At 41.8% G+C, this 18,648-nt stretch carries 15 protein-coding genes and 1 pseudogene; 6 read left to right on the forward strand and 10 right to left on the reverse strand.

Annotated elements, in window-relative coordinates; all coding sequences use genetic code 11:
• Positions 1-115 precede the first annotated feature (115 nt).
• Positions 116-1,279, reverse strand: a complete 1,164-nt coding sequence (gene carA, locus RMZ42_RS25545; RefSeq protein WP_322674045.1) for a glutamine-hydrolyzing carbamoyl-phosphate synthase small subunit — start codon at positions 1,277-1,279, stop codon at positions 116-118.
• A 236-nt stretch (positions 1,280-1,515) separates the two neighbouring features.
• Here carA and RMZ42_RS25550 point away from each other — a divergent pair, with 236 nt between their 5' ends.
• Positions 1,516-2,556 (forward strand): retropepsin-like aspartic protease, encoded by a 1,041-nt coding sequence (locus tag RMZ42_RS25550; RefSeq protein WP_322674046.1) that lies wholly within the window; start codon positions 1,516-1,518, stop codon positions 2,554-2,556.
• Here RMZ42_RS25550 and trpD read toward each other — a convergent pair.
• Positions 2,486-3,577, reverse strand: a complete 1,092-nt coding sequence (gene trpD / locus RMZ42_RS25555) for an anthranilate phosphoribosyltransferase (protein WP_322674047.1) — start codon at positions 3,575-3,577, stop codon at positions 2,486-2,488. The two genes, RMZ42_RS25550 and trpD, sit on opposite strands and share 71 nt — an antisense overlap.
• Before the next feature lie 173 nt (positions 3,578-3,750).
• On the opposite strand from trpD, the gene RMZ42_RS25560 reads away from it, so the two are divergent.
• The 4 genes from RMZ42_RS25560 (at position 3,751) to RMZ42_RS25575 (ending at position 6,692) form a co-directional block, all read left to right on the forward strand.
• Entirely contained in the window at positions 3,751-4,071 is a 321-nt protein-coding gene (locus RMZ42_RS25560; RefSeq protein WP_292725800.1) for an ArsR/SmtB family transcription factor, read from the forward strand.
• Positions 4,071-4,640, forward strand: coding sequence for an SRPBCC domain-containing protein (locus tag RMZ42_RS25565; protein ID WP_322674048.1), 570 nt, complete (start codon positions 4,071-4,073; stop codon positions 4,638-4,640). Before RMZ42_RS25560 ends, RMZ42_RS25565 begins: the two co-directional genes overlap by 1 nt.
• Before the next feature lie 369 nt (positions 4,641-5,009).
• On the forward strand, positions 5,010-5,618 hold the full coding sequence (clpP, locus tag RMZ42_RS25570) for an ATP-dependent Clp endopeptidase proteolytic subunit ClpP (protein WP_322674049.1): 609 nt from the start codon (positions 5,010-5,012) through the stop codon (positions 5,616-5,618).
• A gap of 48 nt (positions 5,619-5,666) precedes the next feature.
• A complete protein-coding gene (locus RMZ42_RS25575; protein ID WP_322674050.1) occupies positions 5,667-6,692 on the forward strand; it encodes an NAD-dependent epimerase/dehydratase family protein in 1,026 nt (341 codons plus the stop codon).
• Here RMZ42_RS25575 and RMZ42_RS25580 read toward each other — a convergent pair.
• Both RMZ42_RS25580 and RMZ42_RS25585 read right to left on the reverse strand, forming a co-directional pair.
• The gene (locus RMZ42_RS25580) at positions 6,653-7,498 is read right to left on the reverse strand and encodes a DNA adenine methylase (protein WP_322674051.1); all 846 of its coding nucleotides are present in this window, start codon (positions 7,496-7,498) and stop codon (positions 6,653-6,655) included. The genes RMZ42_RS25575 and RMZ42_RS25580 overlap by 40 nt on opposite strands.
• Positions 7,499-7,562: 64 nt before the next feature.
• Positions 7,563-7,844, reverse strand: a complete 282-nt coding sequence (locus RMZ42_RS25585) for a hypothetical protein (protein WP_322674052.1) — start codon at positions 7,842-7,844, stop codon at positions 7,563-7,565.
• A 244-nt stretch (positions 7,845-8,088) separates the two neighbouring features.
• Between RMZ42_RS25585 and RMZ42_RS25590 the strand changes: the two genes are divergently transcribed.
• On the forward strand, positions 8,089-8,268 hold the full coding sequence (locus RMZ42_RS25590; protein WP_190893926.1) for a high light inducible protein: 180 nt from the start codon (positions 8,089-8,091) through the stop codon (positions 8,266-8,268).
• Positions 8,269-8,370: 102 nt separating this feature from the next.
• Here the strand turns inward: RMZ42_RS25590 and RMZ42_RS25595 are convergent, their stop codons facing one another.
• The 6 genes and pseudogenes from RMZ42_RS25595 to RMZ42_RS25620 all read right to left on the reverse strand — a co-directional run.
• Positions 8,371-9,462, reverse strand: coding sequence for a hypothetical protein (locus tag RMZ42_RS25595; protein WP_322674053.1), 1,092 nt, complete (start codon positions 9,460-9,462; stop codon positions 8,371-8,373).
• 139 nt (positions 9,463-9,601) lie between these two features.
• A complete protein-coding gene (locus tag RMZ42_RS25600) occupies positions 9,602-12,577 on the reverse strand; it encodes a molecular chaperone (RefSeq protein ID WP_322674054.1) in 2,976 nt (991 codons plus the stop codon).
• A 366-nt stretch (positions 12,578-12,943) separates the two neighbouring features.
• The gene (locus RMZ42_RS25605; RefSeq protein ID WP_322674055.1) at positions 12,944-13,741 is read right to left on the reverse strand and encodes an Rpn family recombination-promoting nuclease/putative transposase; all 798 of its coding nucleotides are present in this window, start codon (positions 13,739-13,741) and stop codon (positions 12,944-12,946) included.
• A 31-nt stretch (positions 13,742-13,772) separates the two neighbouring features.
• Complete coding sequence (locus tag RMZ42_RS25610; RefSeq protein WP_322674056.1) at positions 13,773-16,319, reverse strand: proteasome protein; 2,547 nt, start codon at positions 16,317-16,319, stop codon at positions 13,773-13,775.
• A gap of 708 nt (positions 16,320-17,027) precedes the next feature.
• The gene (locus RMZ42_RS25615; RefSeq protein ID WP_322674057.1) at positions 17,028-17,945 is read right to left on the reverse strand and encodes an exosortase-dependent surface protein XDP2; all 918 of its coding nucleotides are present in this window, start codon (positions 17,943-17,945) and stop codon (positions 17,028-17,030) included.
• Between the two features lie 523 nt (positions 17,946-18,468).
• Positions 18,469-18,607 (reverse strand): annotated as a pseudogene (locus tag RMZ42_RS25620) (IS4 family transposase); the annotation flags it as partial.
• Positions 18,608-18,648 lie beyond the last annotated feature (41 nt).

Raw genomic sequence — 18,648 nt, forward strand, 5'->3', positions numbered from 1 at the left:
GTTGTCTACAATCTGTTGAAATAGGGGATTGGGGATTAGGGATTAGGGATTAGGAAATTTCTTTCCTCTATAACCCAGTACCCAGTACCCAGTACCCAGTCCCCATTCCCTATTTTTACCTCACCTCTGCCACGGCTTGACGTGCTGTTCGCATGGCTTGAACAAATTGCTCAAACAAGTAATCAGCATCGTGTGGGCCAGGACTAGCTTCTGGGTGATACTGTACGGAGAATACAGGTAGAGATTTGTGCCGTACTCCGGCAATGGTGCGATCGTTTAAGTTTAGGTGGCTAATTTCTACAACTGTCGTAGGTAAAGAATCTGGGTCAATTGCAAAACTATGGTTTTGGCTGGTAATTTCTACTCGTTGTTGTAAACCGGCAGGCTGATTCAAACCACGATGACCAAATTTGAGTTTATAGGTTTCTGCTCCTAGTGCATGACCTAAAATTTGGTGTCCCATACAAATACCAAAGATGGGTTTTTCACTTAACAGGAGTGCTTTGGCAGTTGCAATCCCTTCAGTGACGGCAGCAGGGTCGCCAGGCCCATTAGAAAGAAACACACCATCTGGATTGTATTTGAGAATTTCTTCTGGTGGTGTATCAGCAGGTACAACAATTACCCGGCAACCATAACTGACTAAGCGACGTAAAATATTGCGTTTAACGCCAAAGTCAAGAGCAACAACGGTAAAGGCTTCCCCAAGATTTTCCCCAGCCTCCGAGTTAAATTCCCAAGCTGGAATTGTGGGATCGGACCATTCATAAGCCGTTGAGGTGGTGACTTCACTAACCAGATTCAATCCTGCCATGTTGGGGGCTGCTAGTACCTGCTCTAGCAATTCCGCTTCATCGAGAATGGTTGTAGAAATGCCACCGTTCATCGCTCCGAACATCCGAATTTTGCGGGTGAGGGCGCGGGTATCGATGCCGTAAATCCCTGGTATTTGGTTTTGTTTGAGGTAGTCAGGTAAAGATTGTGTCGATCGCCAGTTACTCGGACGGTGACAAATATTCCGGGCGATCGCACCCCGCACTTGGGGGCCATCTGATTCTTCATCTTCGAGATTGACGCCAGTATTCCCCAATTCAGGATAGGTAAAAATCACAATTTGACCCCGGTAACTAGGGTCAGTCAGAACTTCTTGATAGCCTGTCATGCCAGTGTTGAACACCACTTCTCCGATCGCGGTTCCCGTCGCACCGAAAGACCAACCGCGATAAGTGGTTCCATCTGCAAGGACAAGTAAAGCTGGTATTGAGTCAGTCAGGGGCATAGGTGATAGGATTGGGGATTGGGCATGGGGCATTGAAAAGAGGCAGAGGGGCGGGGTGCGGGCGGCAGAGGGGAAAACTCTTATCCCTGTTCCCTGCTCCCTATTCCTTAATACTGCGATTGTTAATTATCCCATGAGTTGAGCAATTGGGAGTTTTTAAGATAGTTAATTAAAATTAAAAGGGAATTAAAGTAGCGGGAGTGGATTTGGCAAAGCTTGGGCAGTTAAAATTAATTATGCTTCAGTCTTTTTTATCCCGTGCAACCCTAATTTTTGTATCAAGCACTCTAGCGGTTTTGTGCGTTGCCTGTAGTGAAGACAAACTGAACACCGCTACTGGTGGCGATGAGCAACCTATGCCAATTGGGGATCTAGCACCAGTCCAGCCTAGCGTTAAACCAGTAAGACCAGCAGCTAGCCCAGAAGCGCAGCCGCTAGATCCGTTTGAAAGTGAACCAAGTCTTTTTGAGATGGGACGAGACAAAGCTGTTGGCGCTTGGAGTATCAGCCAATCGGCTCAATCTCCAGATGATTGGAAATTGGTGGCGAGTCAGTACCAGGATGCGATCGCGCTGATGCAAAAAATACGGCGACAAAGCCCAGAATTTGCGATCGCTCAAACCAAAATTACGGAATATCGCCGCCAAGTTAAATATGCCCAACAGCAAGCTAATCCTCGCCCTGTTGCAGTTAGAGAACCTCAGAAAATAGTCGTTGTTGTTCCTCAAAGAGAAACCACACCAAAGTTCACTTTACCTCCACGAGAAACAAAACCGTTATCACCAGCGCCAGCTTTGCCTTCATCAGCAGTGGTGATTCCCGATGAAGCAGTATTTACAGCGCCGATAAAAAGACGAATTGGTGGTACGCCAATTGTGGAAGTTACTTTCAATGGCCAGCAACAATTTGAGATGATTGTGGATACGGGAGCAAGTGGCACTGTCATTACCCAAGAGATGGCTAATGCTTTGGGAATCGTCACAGTGGGAAAAGCCAAGGCAAATACCGCCAGTTCCAGAGCTGTAGAATTTCCTGTGGGGTATGTTAATTCGATGGCCGTTGGCGGGGTAGTAGTGAATAGAGTAGCAGTAGCGATCGCAGGTGCGGAACTAGAAACTGGACTTTTAGGACATGACTTTTTTGGTAACTACGATGTCACCATTAAGCGTAATGTGGTAGAGTTTCGTCCGCAATTGCGATCGCAAATCAATTCCCCAGAAACTCAACTAACTGCTCCAACTTCGTCCAAGCAGCCCCACTTTGTAGGATATCCTTAGCGATTTTAATACCCTCGGCGTGATCGAGGAATGCGATTTTACCCGCGACTTGCAGCGCCAACGACGCATTCAACGCTACTGCGTCCTGTTGCGCCTGAGTTCCCTTACCTTGGAGTACAGCCTTGAGAATCTCCGCATTCTCTTGGACATCTCCACCCCGAAGCATACCTATGGAAGCAGGGGTTAAATCTAAATCTAGGGGATTAATAGTAGTTAACTGCACTTCTCCGTCTGATAACACTGCCAAGTCAGTTTCATCTCCTAACCCAGCCTCATCAAGTTTTTCTCGCCCGTGCAGCACAATCGCCTTTTCCTTACCCAAATTCTGTAAAGCTTCGGCAACAGTTGCCAAAAGTTTGGGAGTAAATAAGCCCACCACTTGCCCAGTTGGACGCAAGGGATTTACTAACGGCCCGAGCAAATTAAAAATTGTTCGCACCTTCAAAGTCCGCCGTAATGAGGCAACCGCCTTGAGTGCTGGATGCCAACCAGCGGCAAACAAGAAAGTGATCCCAACTTCTTGTAGTGCTGCTTGTACTTTTTCACTAGAGGCACTTAAGTTTACACCCAAGGCTTCCAATACATCTGCACTTCCCGTAAGACTTGAGGCTGAACGATTGCCATGTTTGGCGACAGGTACGCCAGATGCAGCAGCAACAAAAGCAACTGCTGTAGAAATATTAAAGGTTGATGAACCATCTCCACCAGTGCCACAGGTATCTATTACAGTGCTGAGTGGTGTTAGCGGTAGCGGGGCGTTTAGCCCGTGCTGAGTGCTGAGTGGGGAACATTGAGATTGTAATACTTCAGCCATGCCGGTCAACTCGTCGGCAGAAATGCCTCTAAAGTTCAGTGCTGTTAAAATTGCTCCCGATAACTCTGGGGGAACTGCTTCACTGAGCCAACCCTTCATCAATTCAGCAGATTGAGTACGAGACAATGATTGTCCATCTATTAGTTGTTGCAACAGAATATACCAGCTAACAGAGGATTCTTGAGCAGGGATTGGGGAAGTTGTCATAGCTAAGGTTTTTGTAGGTATGGGAGCCATCCTACCGAAAAATGAGAAATTAGCAGCCAAGGTTGGGAAACTAAAATCCCAACCTTTTGCTGTTGTTAGGAGTTGACATTTAAGCAATTACTTATGTATTCTATAAATAGTTAAGCGTTTGCTTAAATACATGGTTAATAGGAATGAGTAGACCTGCTGCCAGTGCCGATGTTTTTGTGGCGATCGCAGATCCCACACGCAGGGCGCTACTGGATCTGTTACGTAATGGTGAGCAACCAGTCAAAGAACTAGCCCAGCCATTTGCCATGAGCTTGCCAGCGATTTCTCAGCACTTACAGATTCTTTGCGAAGCAGGCTTAGTACAAATGCGAAAAGCAGGGCGACAGCGTTTCTATCGGCTAAACCCGGAGCCATTGAAACAGATATCAGAATGGATTGCTCATTACGAGCAGTTTTGGCAAGAAAAACTCGATGCCCTTGGCAATTATTTGGAGGAAAATTGATGCTCCGATTAAATATGGAAGTGTTTTATCCCTATCCTCCCCAACGGGTTTGGCAGGTACTCACTAACCGTCAGGCATTGGCAGTATGGTTAATGGAAAACGACTTTGAGCCGCGTTTGGGACACAAATTCCGATTTGTGCATTCGACACTGCCGGGGTTGGAGGGAGACATAGACTGTCAGGTAATTGAACTTGATGAGCCAAGACGGCTAGCGTTCACTTGGCAAGACAGTATGATGTGCCAGCCTTCAGTTGTTACCTGGACAATCCAGCCTGTAGTTGGGGGTACAAAACTTTTACTCGAACATAAAGGTTTGATTCAAAAAGCCATCAAGCTCAATGAACCAATGGAACTTTCCCAACCGTGGCAAGGCAAATTTATGCATGAGTCCAAGGCAGGGATGCAGACAGTAATACCAAATAATCGCAGCTCTGTATTCTCATCAATACCCGTTGGTAGATATGAGGCATTAGATAGTATCGTTCTTAGTTATTTTCTCAATGGTGGATGGAACTATAGTTTGCATGAAAAGCTACCGCAAATCTTGGTCAAAGATTGCAGTAGTTAAAGCGTAAATTCACATATTGCACGCCAAGAATTACATTTAAATTTAAAGCTTGGCAACATTATCATTTGTGGTTAGACGAGTATTAGCCAAGCCACATTAAATTGATATTTTGGAAAATCAAATATGAATAAACAGACTTTTGTTGACACAGAAGCTGAAACATGGTTTGAGTTTCAGCCTGTTCTAGGTACGAAATTATTGCCATTAGCTGAAACAGTATCAAAAGCGCACTGAAAATCACCAAACCTAAATCCCCTCTAACCCCCTTAAAAAGGGGGAAATCCTAAAAGCCCCTTTTTTAAGGGGGTTGGGGAATCTCTTGTGCAGAAGTCCTAAATTAATATTTTATCTTTTTTGGAGATATCAAATATGAGTTATCAGACTCAAATCAGCATTCCAATGATTATTCAACAATCAGAAAGAGGAGAGCAAGCATTAGATATTTATTCACGCTTACTTGCAGAACGAATTATATTTTTGCGAAATGAAGTTACAGACGAGACAGCTAACCTTATCGTTGCACAAATTCTATTTCTTGATGCTGAAAATCCAGAGCAAGATATCACATTGTATATTAATAGTCCTGGAGGTTCGGTGACAGCAGGAATGGCTATTTACGATGCCATGAATCAAATTCGTTCAGAAGTATGTACTGTATGCATTGGCATTGCTGCTTCAATGGGATCGTTCTTGCTTGCTGCTGGAAGTAAGGGTAAAAGATATGCTCTACCAAATGCTCGAATTATGATTCATCAACCATTAGGAGGTGTTCAGGGAAAAGCATCTGATATTGAAATTGCAGCCAAAGAAATTTTGTATTTCCGTCAATTGATGAACAAAATACTCGCTGCTAATACAGGTAAATCGCCAGAGCAGATTCAACTGGACTCTGAACGAGACTTTTTCATGAGTCCTGAAGAAGCAAAAACTTACGGTTTAATTGACAGTATCATCTTGAAAACATCTGCATCTATTTAATCTGCAAACAATTCTAATCTCGACAAACAGTAATGGATGGAAACCAAAATGAAAATACTTATCATTGGTGGCACAAATTTTATTGGCCCTCCTCTAGTCCGTCAACTGATTACAATGGGTCATGAAGTGAGCGTATTTCATCGGGGAAAAACTACAACTAACTTACCACCTGATGTGCATGAAATTTTGGGCGATCGCTCCCATCTTTTGGAGATGAAAAGCAAGTTTAGGCAACTTTCGCCTGAAGTTGTGGTAGATATGATTGCCTATAACGAACAAGATGCACTAACTCTGATGAACACATTTGAAGGTATTGCCCAGCGTGTTGTTGCGATTAGCAGTATAGATGTGTATCGTGCATACGATGTGCTTTGGGGTAAGGAATCTGATGTTGTGCCTGTACCACTTACCGAAGGTTCGCCCCTGCGCCAACAACTTTATCCATACCGGGAAATGCCCTCTAGACCGATCGCTGTGCCAATTGATTATGAAAAGATTTTGGTGGAGCGGGTGGTGATGTCATCCAACTTACCCGGAACGATTATACGCTTGCCAATGGTATATGGTTCCAGAGATTTTCGACATCGCCTGTATTCCTATCTTCGGCGAATGGATGATAACCGTCCTGCGATTGTTTTGGAAGACAGTATCGCTCGATGGCGTGGCTCTTACGGCTATGTAGAGAATGTAGCGTATGCGATCGCACTAACAGCAACAAACGAACGCGCAACAGGTCGCATTTATCATATCGCTGATGTAGAAGCACTTACCGAAGCTCAACGCATCACCAAAATCGGGAAAATAGCAGGATGGCAGGGTAAAGTTGTTATCGTACCCAAAAGCCAGTTAGCATCAGAGTGGAAATTGCCTGTCAATACACAGCAAGATTGGTTTGTAGACTCAACTCGTATCCGTCAAGAGTTGGGATATAAGGAAATTGTGCCGTTAGATGAAGCATTGCGGCAAACCATTGATTGGGAACGAACTCATTCACCTCAAGAACCGCAGAAGTTTGCAGTCCCGTGGTTGCTGGACTATGCAATAGAAGATGTGATTTTGTCTAAATTCCCTTGAACTTCATAGTTAGTAATAAATAGCTCTTTTCCTTTAGCTGCACCACTTTGTTTATAGTTATTCATGCCGTACTGTAATTCCCACTCTGAAATATTAGCCCATTGAAAATTTTCTAAAATTTGCGTTGAGTTGTCGTAGGTAATTAGCCAGCGATGATGACATTGTTGCAAAAGTTCAGCAAACCTCTGATGTTCAAAAGAGGTGTGTAAGTCACCATCTTTACCGTATAGCTTTGATTTTGTAGCGCTAAAATATGGTGGATCTAAAAATAAAAATACATCTTCTCCTCCTGATTTTAATAGATGGCTGTAATCCAAATTAGTAATTTGGACATTTTCTGAGAGAATATTTTCTAACTTTTCTAGCCGTTCTATTGAAGAATCAGTAAATCTTTTATAGAAAGCTTGTTCAGAAAAACCACCTGATTCTACGGTTCCAGAAAAAGTAATTCTATTGAGGACGAAAAAACGAACGGCTCTTTCTAAATCAGATAATTTATTGACATCTACACTAGTCAATTCTGAAAACAATAATTTGCCATCTGTAGACTTTACTTTAATATGGCGAATTTCTTTAACTAACTGAGCGATATCAGATTGGGCTAATTTCCAGAATAAGAAGAGTTCACGGTTTAAATCGTTAATCCAAATTTTGAGATCGGGAAACTTTTGTCTTAAATAAATGAATACAGAACCACCACCCACAAAAGGTTCTCGAAATTCCGAAAAGCTTTCTGGCAAATATTCAACTATTTGATTTATTGCTTTTGATTTACCACCAGGATATCGGAGAGAGCTTTTGAGCATAATTAGAAATCGTCACACTTGGGGTAATAACAAACGTCGAAAGCCCTCTTGCTCAAAATGACGATTAGTGGTTAACGCCTTGGTGACACCACGCTGACGCATCAATACTTTCACTGTCTGCTCCTGTAGCGTAACCAAGTTTAATGCTTCCAGCATGACTTCGGAAACGTTGACGAGCGGCTTCTTTTTCTGTTTCAGTTTGCGACTTTTCACGTCTTGGAGAACCATACTGCTGTTCTATGGAAGTAGCTACCAATTCTGCAAGAGATACGCCTGCAATCTCGGCTTGCTGTTGCAATGCTGCGTAGACTTCATCACTTAATTCCAAGCTTAAAACCTGACTCACCGCACTACACCTCAGCTAGTATATGTAATTATGGATGTGATACTAGCTTAGTTTATTGACAACGCATAACCTTTTAATTCTAACGAGCGTCGGGATATTGACAAAAAATTACGTATGCTTAATATAAGCTAGCTAAATAAATTTAATTTTTGAGCTAATTAAATGTTGCATTTTCGTAAAAGTCTGTTACATTACTTTACAGACAGTGATAACTGTTACAACATAAAAGCTCGGAGTATTTTTTATGGCAGACGTTAAGAAGACTACGCCTTCGGTTTCAGAAGATCCTAATGCTTTGCGCTGGGGCTTCACTCCTCAGAGCGAAAACTGGAACGGTCGTTTTGCAATGATCGGTTTTATATCTGCTGTTGCGCTTGAAGTGTTTTCTGGTCAAGGGATTTTACACTTCTGGGGTATCCTTTAGATTTAAAGGTTTTTAGCTTCATTAGATTATGAGGCAAGGCGGGGATTAGTAAAATTGTCTACCTTGCCTCGTAATCTCAAGAATTAGAAAACTCGCCAGCAACTACCGTGATGAGCGAAATATTACACGACCGGGGGATTCTTCTTGATTGATTCGCGCATAAACTCGAAGACAAGTTAAGACTTCGCCAGGAATACCGCCACAGTCTAGTTGTAAGTCATCCTTGGATGAAGCACAGATATCTGCATAAAGTCCCGATAATTGGCGAATTCGCACTTCATTACCTGCATTAATAGCTTCATCAGCGACTTTCTTCAAAATGCGCCGTGATTCATGTTGTAGCTTTCCCCACCAAGAATAGCGTTCAGCCGGTGGTACAAATACTAGGGAATGTATCGCTTCGTCCATATCAATCCAAGCACGAAGAATTGATAGGGGATCGGTATTTTTCTCTGCTTTTTGAGTGCGTTGGAAGCGATCGCTTAAAGCATCAATATATTGATCGCGCTGTTCTGGTTTGGAGTGTAAGGAAATGACATCGAAGCTAAAAACGCTCTTTAAAGCATGATGTAAATCTGGGTCTATTTCGATAAAATTCATATATAAAAATAGAAATGCTGCTGGTAAATCGGATGCATTACCTTGGGGAATTTTAGAATTTGAAAGTGCTTGTTGATACAAGCTCAATCCCTGAGCTTGAACAGTACCAGTAAGTCCGGGGTAGATAATTTCGTCGCGGATAAAGGGAAGTTGAAAAAGATTAGAATTATCTGCGATCGCACCAACTTCTTGAGCTAAATCCAAGGTGCGCTGTCGCCAAGTTGCAGCTAAATCCTCTGGGACTCGCAGCAGTTTGCGTTGAATCTCATTCCACAAATCAGAGTCTGTTTGGCTTTGCAGTTGGGAATTACCCAAATAATAACTAAGTTCTGAGTCAGAATCGAAAGCTTCTCGGAGATGACTTAGTTTTAACTCATCTGGCGCATCTTCCCAACCAGTATTTTGCTGTGGCGGTGCAGGTTGTAACAGACTATGAAGTTCTTGCAGCACCTCATCACATATTTTAGATCCTGGATCTAGTGGAAATTCGGCGCGAGCCTGATTTAAACTAGCCTCTAGTCCATACAAACTAAACCGCAGTAATTGGGCTAACTCCGAGTTTTCTATCTCTAATAATTGACGCAAGTGCTGCATGAATCTCACCTCCAAAGCGAATAAAACTTGGCAAACCTCTGCGCCCCTTTGCGTTTACTCCGCGCCCCTTTGCGTTTAAAAATCTTAATTTTTTTTAACGCAGAGGAACCCAAAGGTTAACGCAGAGGAACGCAGAGGTTTAATGTATGCCGCAAAAGGGATCGCGTTCTTTATCAACTTCATTAGGTTGCAATTCTAATTCAGCACGGTAAACACATCCTTCTTCTTTGAGGCATTCTTGATTTTGTGATGTCCAGTAAGGGACTTCACCGGCGTGCATTCTTAGAATACCTCGATCGTCGAGAGTTACACGATATTGGCAAGGATAATCTGTGGTTACATCTGGTTTGCTGAGTGCGCCAATTCTTATCCATTTTTTGCTGTTGGTTTCGGCATCTGTTTGATAAACATAGAAGGTGTGCTGGCCAGTTTGTGGGAATGGAGGTAAGGGATTACTAATTAACCCAATTCCTGGTTGCGTCACCCCATCGCGCAAATAATGAAATTTGTGAAACGTTTTACTACCATCATTTCCGACTTCAAATACAAGATGATAGGCATCTGGTTGATCGACAGTTGCTGACTCAATCACGTTAACGGCAATATCACCATCATTTAAATTTTTATTGAAGCCTTCCACAGCGATATTCCAGTTCAATTTACCATCAGCAAATAGCGCTGAAGTTTCTGAAACTACCGATTCTAAATCAATACCAGAAATATCAATCAAATAATGGGGATTTCCTTGACAAAGCAATACGTTAAATTCGAGGGTTTGGTCAATCTCAAACTGGACTTTGATTTTTTTCAGAAATTCTACTTCTGGCATTTCCAGTTGATTCATGAGGTTTTTGCCGTCAAAGCTTCCCCATAGTCGTAAATCTCCCTCTTCGTAATCTTGACGGTAGATAATGTTAGTTAATTGTATGCCTTGCCAATGAGTACGAACTTTAGCAACAGTTTCCCAAGGTGCGAGTTGATAGAGTTCTTGTCCGGCTTTGAATATAGTTAGTAAATCGTTGCTTTGGGTTTTGCGTTTGAAATTGCAAGGCAAATAATAAAATAGATTTTTGACATCAATTTCTAGCTGGTTGGCCCCCTTACGCAGCAAGCTTTTAGACTCTTCTGGATCGAATCTCAATCTTCGTAGCTTTTCGGCATAGCAAGCACCGGCGGAGGTGGCTAGCTTAGTAAATTCCAACACAAAAGTAATCCGTTCTGGATTCCAGACAAAATATGGAGATTTACTAAATTCTTGGTAGATTTGGCGCTGCACTATGTCTAAATTACAAGTTTTACCAGACAAAATTAACCAATCAACTTTTTGGGAATTCCAAGAATCTTTGGTGAGATCGTCGGGACGCAAACGACTTTCCATTAATCCTTTGGCAATTCCGATCGCTTCTTTAATTCCCGAAGCGGCGGCTCGTTCAAATTGTTGATTATCTAAGGTGACGCAGATGTTATTTGGATCTTTTACTTGCAATTTAATGGCGCTTTGGTTAAGCAATTCGGAAATTTGCTGCTCAGAAAGTGTAAAGGTTAATAGAGAATTCTCTATTGGTGGCTTTTGCCCAAGTTTAAGTTTGGCTGCTTCTGCATAATCCCAGAGAATATAAAAGGATTGCAGACGTTGAGGTGCTTGTTGCCAACGAGTCGGTAATACTTTCTCGGCTGTATCTAGAGCATCTTTGTAAGCAATATCGCCTTCTGGATTCTCTTTATCTAGACATTTTAAAAGACTGCCAGTTTTGAATTTGCCTTGTTCTAAAAAGCGCTCGTTTAACTCCGAGTTAATTAAATCTTCTAGCTTTTCGTTTTCAATATCGCCTATTGTGACTGCTGTCAATAAATAATCGGCGATCGCAACTTTTAATAATCTAAAAATTCGCAATGTAATTAACTCACCACCTAGCTGTAAATGACCAGATGAACCTAATAATTTGGGGGTAAGTTTATAGTAACGTCCTCCTAAACCCCGGTCTTCATAATCAGCAAAAGCTGGGGTTTTATCTTCTAGAGTCAGTTCAATTAAAGCTAAATCTGTAGTTCCGCCGCCAATATCCAAGACGAGAACATTTTGTGACCATTTGTTTCCTGCTTGGCGACAACGGGTTTTGAATGACTCGATGCCAATGTTGAGATTACCACCAAATTCTCGCCATAAAAAGAATATCGCCACAGAAACGGCTTCATCATAAGCAGTTTGCACATCGTCGATCCCTAACTGCTCAACTAATTCTCTAACTTCCTTACGAACAACTGGTGGGGCGACTGTTGGGTAAGTGACAACTGCTGTTAAAAAATCTCCTTCCGAAAATCTGCGTCGTGCGTGTTGGCGGTAGTCTTCAGTTAACTCGATTAAATGTGCCCAAGCAGATTGGATTAACTGGTTAGCGGTAATTGTTTCTTCTTCGCCATCCAAAATAACTGAAAACGATCGCTCCTGGCCAAAATAGCGTTTGGGTGAATGGTGAAACCTGCTGATAATTTCCTTTAAAGAACCGCTTGTACCTTGAGCGATCGCTTTTTTTCGGTTATCTCTAGCTTCCCTTCCCATCCGTAGTTTTAAGTCTTCTAAGTGCGAAATTTCCGACTCGCTGGGAATTTCCGTATCGCGGCGATCGATATCCAGCACAACTGGGATCAGATTTTGCGACTCTAGGGTAGGGACGCGGAACACCTCATGATAGATTTGGTAAAGTTTTTTGCTGACAGCACGACGGAATCTCTCGCTGTTTCCTAAAGAAAGCTCAATTTGGCGAATTGCTTCCAAAAATCGCTCTTTATTATCACTTTCAAATACTTCACTCAATCGGCTGGGTTCTATCTCCAAATTTTTGCTAATTTCTATGATAAACTTTGCCCAATCATCAGTGCTGACATCCGGTAAAGCCACTGAGGCCGGAGAACTAAGCCATTGCGATAAGCGATCGCGCAACCGCATTTCTTGCTCTTTGGGTAAAATTTCTGCGATCGGTACTTCAATTGGATCGAAGAGTGTGACTGTCGAATTCGACGTACCAAAATCTAAAGCAAACCATCCCGGAAATCTTTTTTGTTGTTTCTCGCTTGGTTCGCGATCGCTATAGTTATTCAATTGGAAAGGGTTCATTATAATATTCACTTTCTGTTGTTTATTTTATAGCTGGCTAAAAACTGTAATGTTCTATCATAAAATTACAAATTTAGGTGATTTCCGACGAAGAAAATACCTGTGTTGGCGAGTTTCGACTTCTCTGCGAGACGCTACGCGAACGCTCAACTCTCGATCTATCAGTTGGTTGAGCGAAGTCGAAACCAACGGCATCGGTATATTTATTCTTGTAAATCACCTTAGAGAATTTTTATGGTAAAAACTTTTAATTTTGGTCTTTAGCACTGGCTTTTTTATTTGGCACGATATCTACGCCTACGCTTTTATATGAAAGGATGTAGGCGTAGCTTAAACTAGGCATTGCTATGAAAATTACGGTAGTTACTAAGTTGATGTTGAAGACTCTTGCTCAGTTGCAAGTCTTACTTGTTCGATAGTTAAATCAAGTAACTGGGCAACCTCTTCCATCGACATACCACGAGCTAAGAACCGAGGTACAAGTTCAAGTTTTAGTTCTTCTCGTCCCTCTTGTTTAGCTTCTTGATAAACCCTAGTTTCTTGTAACTTAACTCCTAACATAGCCTCTACCTCTTCACGACTTAAGTTTGCGAATTTATAAACTGCAATTGTTGTGATTACATCTATTATCTCCTTCTTAGCCAAAACAGTTATCTGCTCTTGTTGCACCCGCTCAATTAAACGTTTCGCTTCCCGAACCATTTGAGTCTCTGAGGCAATAGTCAACTGCATCAAACTGATACCTACTTTGTACTCATCAGGACTACCTAACTCATCTAAATAAATTCGTTGTACTTGAGAACTGTTCAGTAACGATCTGTGAATAGTGGTGTTTTCCGGTTCCAAGCTGCGAGACTGTAAAATAATTACCCCGTACCAGTCATCGTAAAGCGACGGGTTGCGATACATATACAGCATGGATTCTGAGAAAAAGCGATGGTACAGTAACTCATCCTTTTGGAATTGTACTTCAGCAAAAAAGATCGTCTGAGATGCTGCATCTGGTGGAGGTAAAAATACCCCATCAATCCGAAATGTTGGTTCTTTAACTTCTACTGATTCAAAGCGATAGCTAGCAGCTTCAGGCGGTGGCTGTTCTACTAACTCGAAAAACAATTCTGGGACACGCTTGAAAATTTTATAAAAAATCGCATCACGTCTCATAAATACATCCTCATATCTCGACGCGATCGCGTCATCTCAAATCTAAATCATCTGAGTGAGAAACAGCCGCAATTTCGGAAATAATCTGCAACCAAGTAGGAATTTGGATCTCAGATGGCAATTCCCCAGCCGCCAAATATCTTAGCAAACTTTCTTTTTTGGAAAGGTTTTGCAGACTCGGAATAATCTGATCCAAAATACCTTCTAGTTCGGAATTAATTTGCTGATTAACTTCGCTAACATACTGCACAAGATGGAGGCTGGCGCTAGCTGTAATTTCATCTCGCAGTCGCAGTACTAAAAGTTGGTGATTGCTCGATCTGGGTAAGCCTTGGCTTTTCTCTGGTGCCCAATCAAAGATTTGACCAACGTTGTGTTTATCGTCTTGACGTGCTAAAGGAAAAATAATTTCAGGTGCAACAGTTTTATCTTTACTAGTAATTTCCGAGATAATTGCTTCTTTCCATTCGTTAGGGTCGCATCCTAGTAATAATTTGTAAAAGAGATCGGCATCTTCAAAACCAAATTTTTCTTCGATTTCTTGTTCCATTTCTGGATGGAAAAATGCCTGCAATTGTTCGCGTTCTGGGGCGATAGAATTTGATAATTGATTTAACAAATCTACCACTGCTTGCTGGATGCGATCGCGGGCAAAATCTTCTACTTCTTTAACGGTTTTCTCAAATACTGGATAAAAATCATCGCTTTTAGTTGGAAGAGAAGTATTTACGCGGTTTCCCCGATCGAATAATTTCCCAGCTGCACCTTTAGATTCTGCCAGAGCGATCGCTCCATTATTGGCTTTGTTGAAGAGTAAAGTCCACTGGTTCCAATTGAGGATTCTAAAGGTGAGTTCGTCTTTTACTACATCGCTGACAACAACACCGCGTCGGTCTTTAAGTGGTTCTTTGCCGATATCTTTTTGGAAATTTCTGTAGATTTTATCTAAGCTTTCGACCACAAAGCGCAATTCGATAAAAGCCGGACTATCGCCTGTGGGGATACCTTGCTCGTGAATTTCATCTATGATGTCTTTTAAGTGATCTTGTTGCTGACTCACCACATCAGCAGCTCTTTTGGTATCTTCATACAGTTGCTTCAAACCATGAGTAGCTACGTGAGTTTGAATCAATTCCCGCAGCTTACTAAGTCCGCCATCTTGACTAAAGTAACCCAACTGTCTGCCCAAATAGCTACGGGTGTTAGATTCTATCAGATTTTTACTTAATAGCTCCCACTTCTCTTGTAGCCGTTTAGACCTGTCTAGGTAATCAGGATAGTCTAGGTTAGCTAAAAATTCTGGTGAACCAGCTTTGACTTTACTAGAACGTTTTGCTAATTCAGCCAGTCCCAACAGTGGCGACAGTAAAACGATGCGGTCTTTTTGGGTTGTAAATGCTGCTGCACCGTCAATGGTAGTTTGCAGAACTTTGAGTTTTTGGAGAACCGTTTCCTCTTCTAAATGACTATCTTCAATCAGATGATCGAGTTCTCTTTCACCACCCTCGCTGTCTAGAGGGAGTTGATCGAAGCGACCCACACCGACAAGAATTAAATCTTTCAGGTCTTGTCCCGGTCGCTGCTGCTGCATCATCGTGAAGATTTTATTGGCGCGATCGCTCCCAGGAGATTTACCATTTAGCAATACCAAAATTGTCTGTACTTCTGCCAATTCCCGCAATGACAAAAAGGTATCTCTAGCCCCAGAATTAGCAGCCCCCAATCCCGGAAAGTCGATGAGAATAAATTTACCTGCATCTGTAAAATCCCAAATTTCCCGTGAGATTTTCACATCGATATCGACGCGGCGGATCAGTGGGAAACTGTTTTGCAATAACTTTGTTGGTAGCCTCTGGGGTGGACTCGGTAATCTGATGTGCGCTGGGGGTAGATCCTCAAATTTCAGAGTTTGGATTGCCATTGGCTGCTCAACTAGCTGTAGCCCCTCGCGGGCGGTGATAGCATCAATTTGGTAGTGCCCACCACACATAACTTCCCCATAGGCTTGATAAGCCCGCAGGAATAATACCAACTCCCGGAGTAAATAACGTAGCTCCAAATTGTTACTACTATTCCACGCTTCTTCACACCAGCTAATAATATCTGTGCCAGAGTTGAGTTTCGATACTGGTATCGGAGGAAGCCCTGCTGCTGTGGTTCGTTTATTGGCTTCCCCTAGCATGAAGCGGAGACACTCGTGTACTCCCTCATGGGAAAGATACTCTACCGTAAAGTTACTTAATTGCGTCGTTGCAAAATCGTCTTGCGGAATAATATGTATGGCGGTAACATTACCTGTAGTAGGGTTTTCACTGACTGGTAAAGCATCTGCATATCCAATTAGACTGCCTAAAAGTAAGGTTTTTCCACTACTAAATTCTCCCATCACCCCAATTTTGACAGGCGAAGTTGCCAGGTCTACAGTTTTCTGGGCAGCCGATCGCAAACGCAGAAGACAGTCATCAAGACTAGCTGGAACCCAATCTTCTTGTTTAGAAGGGTACTGGGGCACAGAATCTATCTTTCGGAGGATGAATTCGCCGTACTCCTTAAAACGGCCCAGTTTATCTGGTTCCATAAAGTAGTTTCCGCCTAACATTAATTTCTGTGAGCTTTATAACATATAAAATGCGATTACCAGGCATTGTTACAACCAGTTGATATCACATTTAGCATTTCTCTCATTTAATTTGTGATTTTGGGATGAAGTATTTTGCATAGTCAAGACAATTTTGAAACATTGGATTTTGTTAGGAAAAATAAAAAAGAATACGTTCTTCAAAATCAAGGTTTACGAATGAGAGAAGTTAGCTTTTATACCACTAAATAATTGAAGACCGCTTAGTAAATATGTGGGTATTCAACCCTTTTATACACATGATTTAAGGAATAAGAGTTTTAGACAATTTTTACGTAAGTCCTTTATATGCAAGGTTTTTGGTGCTAACCCAAGGGTATTAGAATATAATTCACTACTACACAAGCCAAATCCGCCTAAGCAAAAATTTTTAAACCAATGGAGGTGGGTAAAGTTTCCTGTAGCCGCGATTTTTAGTCGCCAAGACTTGAAAGCATCCCAATTTGGCATAAAATCATCTGGGGATTCAATCAAGTGGTTATTCTGACTCTTGCTCAGATCCAAAACTAATGTTTAGCAGACACTCATTGGGAGACTAACAGGTATAGATTTCTACCAAATAAGAAGACCTCTCCTTAGTTGTACTAAGTGATAGAGGTCTTTGGAGTTATGTTATTTTGGCTAACAGTTTAAAAACTGCTTGTTATATCAGCCCATAACTGTTCTTTTACGCTTGAAGATGATCCCTAAACCACCCACTAACAGTGCGCCCATAATAGTAGAGGATTCGGGAACAACTTTAACCGTTGCTGCTATAACTTTGAAATCTGGGCCATTGTCGTTAGGAATACCAGGAATAAGCCCATTATTGTTAGAGCTAGTTAATCGCAGTGTTTGAGTAGTGATTCCATCTAAACTAATGCCTATGGAGCCAATATTGAAAGGCCCATTGTTAAGGATGGGGAAGACTTGAGTACTGATGTTATAGTCGGCTTTGGTGTAGTTTTGCCTCAAAATTTTGTAAGTCGCTATAACTTCATTATTTTCACCCAAAGCTTCCACCAATAAATCGCTATCGCCTGCAACTGAACCACCTGCTGTTCCACCACGCTCCCAAAAGAGGAAGGTATTCACGGGATTGGCGAAGGAGACTTCAATGCTGTCTGTATCTGCATTTTCTCGCGTCACCAGAATGCTATTTAGATTTAAGTTTCCCAAACTGTCAACAATGTCTTGAGCAGTTGGGTTTGGTTTTGAGGGGCCTTCTGGAAGCAGGGCGTCATCAGGAGTATTAGGGCCTCTTCCTGAATTCAGTACACCGAATACATTTCCATTTGGGAGAGTGTATGTATCATTTCGGAGAATCTTTGCTTTAGTGACAACTTCAAAGCTACTAATCGTTCTTCCACTAAATTCTACTGAATCCAACCGGATATCCCTTGTGGGATCGTTGAGTAAACTAGATGTAGGGTCGTTAGTCGGAGTAGCTGTGACATTAGTTTTAAACGAAAATTGGGTGAATGGTGCTGCCTGAGCATGAGCAGGTACTGTTAGTATTAGGGAAGCCACTGATATAGAAGCAGCACTTGTTGCGATCGCTATTGTCTTTGCAAAGATATTTGTCATTTGTATTTTCACCTTGGTAGACACCAAAAAACTTACCTGAGTGAATCAGATAGGTTACTAGACAGAACAAATTAGTCGCACAGTCTCAAATGTGTGCAACCTCACCCCCGCTTCTGCAAAGAGCGAATTATCAGACTTTTTTACACTTCGGACAATTAACCCTTCAGTTTTTGAAAGTCTTTAATCAGATTTATGATTCTTTACTACTAAATCTTGGTCGATTTACCGTAGTTTAGTAGAACTATCCCATAGCTTTTTGTTTGTGTCAATTGGTAAAAAAAGTTTTTATAAATTTTGTGTGGGCGATCCTTTCAGCCAAAATGCTGTTATTAGATACAATACCTTAAATGAGTAATGAGTAATACCTATTACTTATTACTCATTACTTCAAAATTCAAGACAGTTGGAGTCGGGGATTTAAACCCCAACTCAACTGATACTATGTGTAATGGTTGGGGTCTTAAACCCTGGAATTTACGATAATGCCGGAGTCGGGATTGTGTTGACGAAAATCTAAGAGTTAATGATGGGATAAGCTGACCATAAAAAATGCGTGTTTTAGCAGCATTAGTCACCGCAGTTTGACTGAGGTTCATAAAGTTTTCTAATCCCCAGAACTGCTTGGCATCTCGAAAATCAAACTCGATTTGGAAGCGTAAACGCCTCACAGAGAATCATATATTTTTAGTGAAGCTAAATCAGG

Source organism: Nostoc sp. DedQUE05, assembly GCF_034530955.1.
GTDB lineage: Bacteria > Cyanobacteriota > Cyanobacteriia > Cyanobacteriales > Nostocaceae > Nostoc.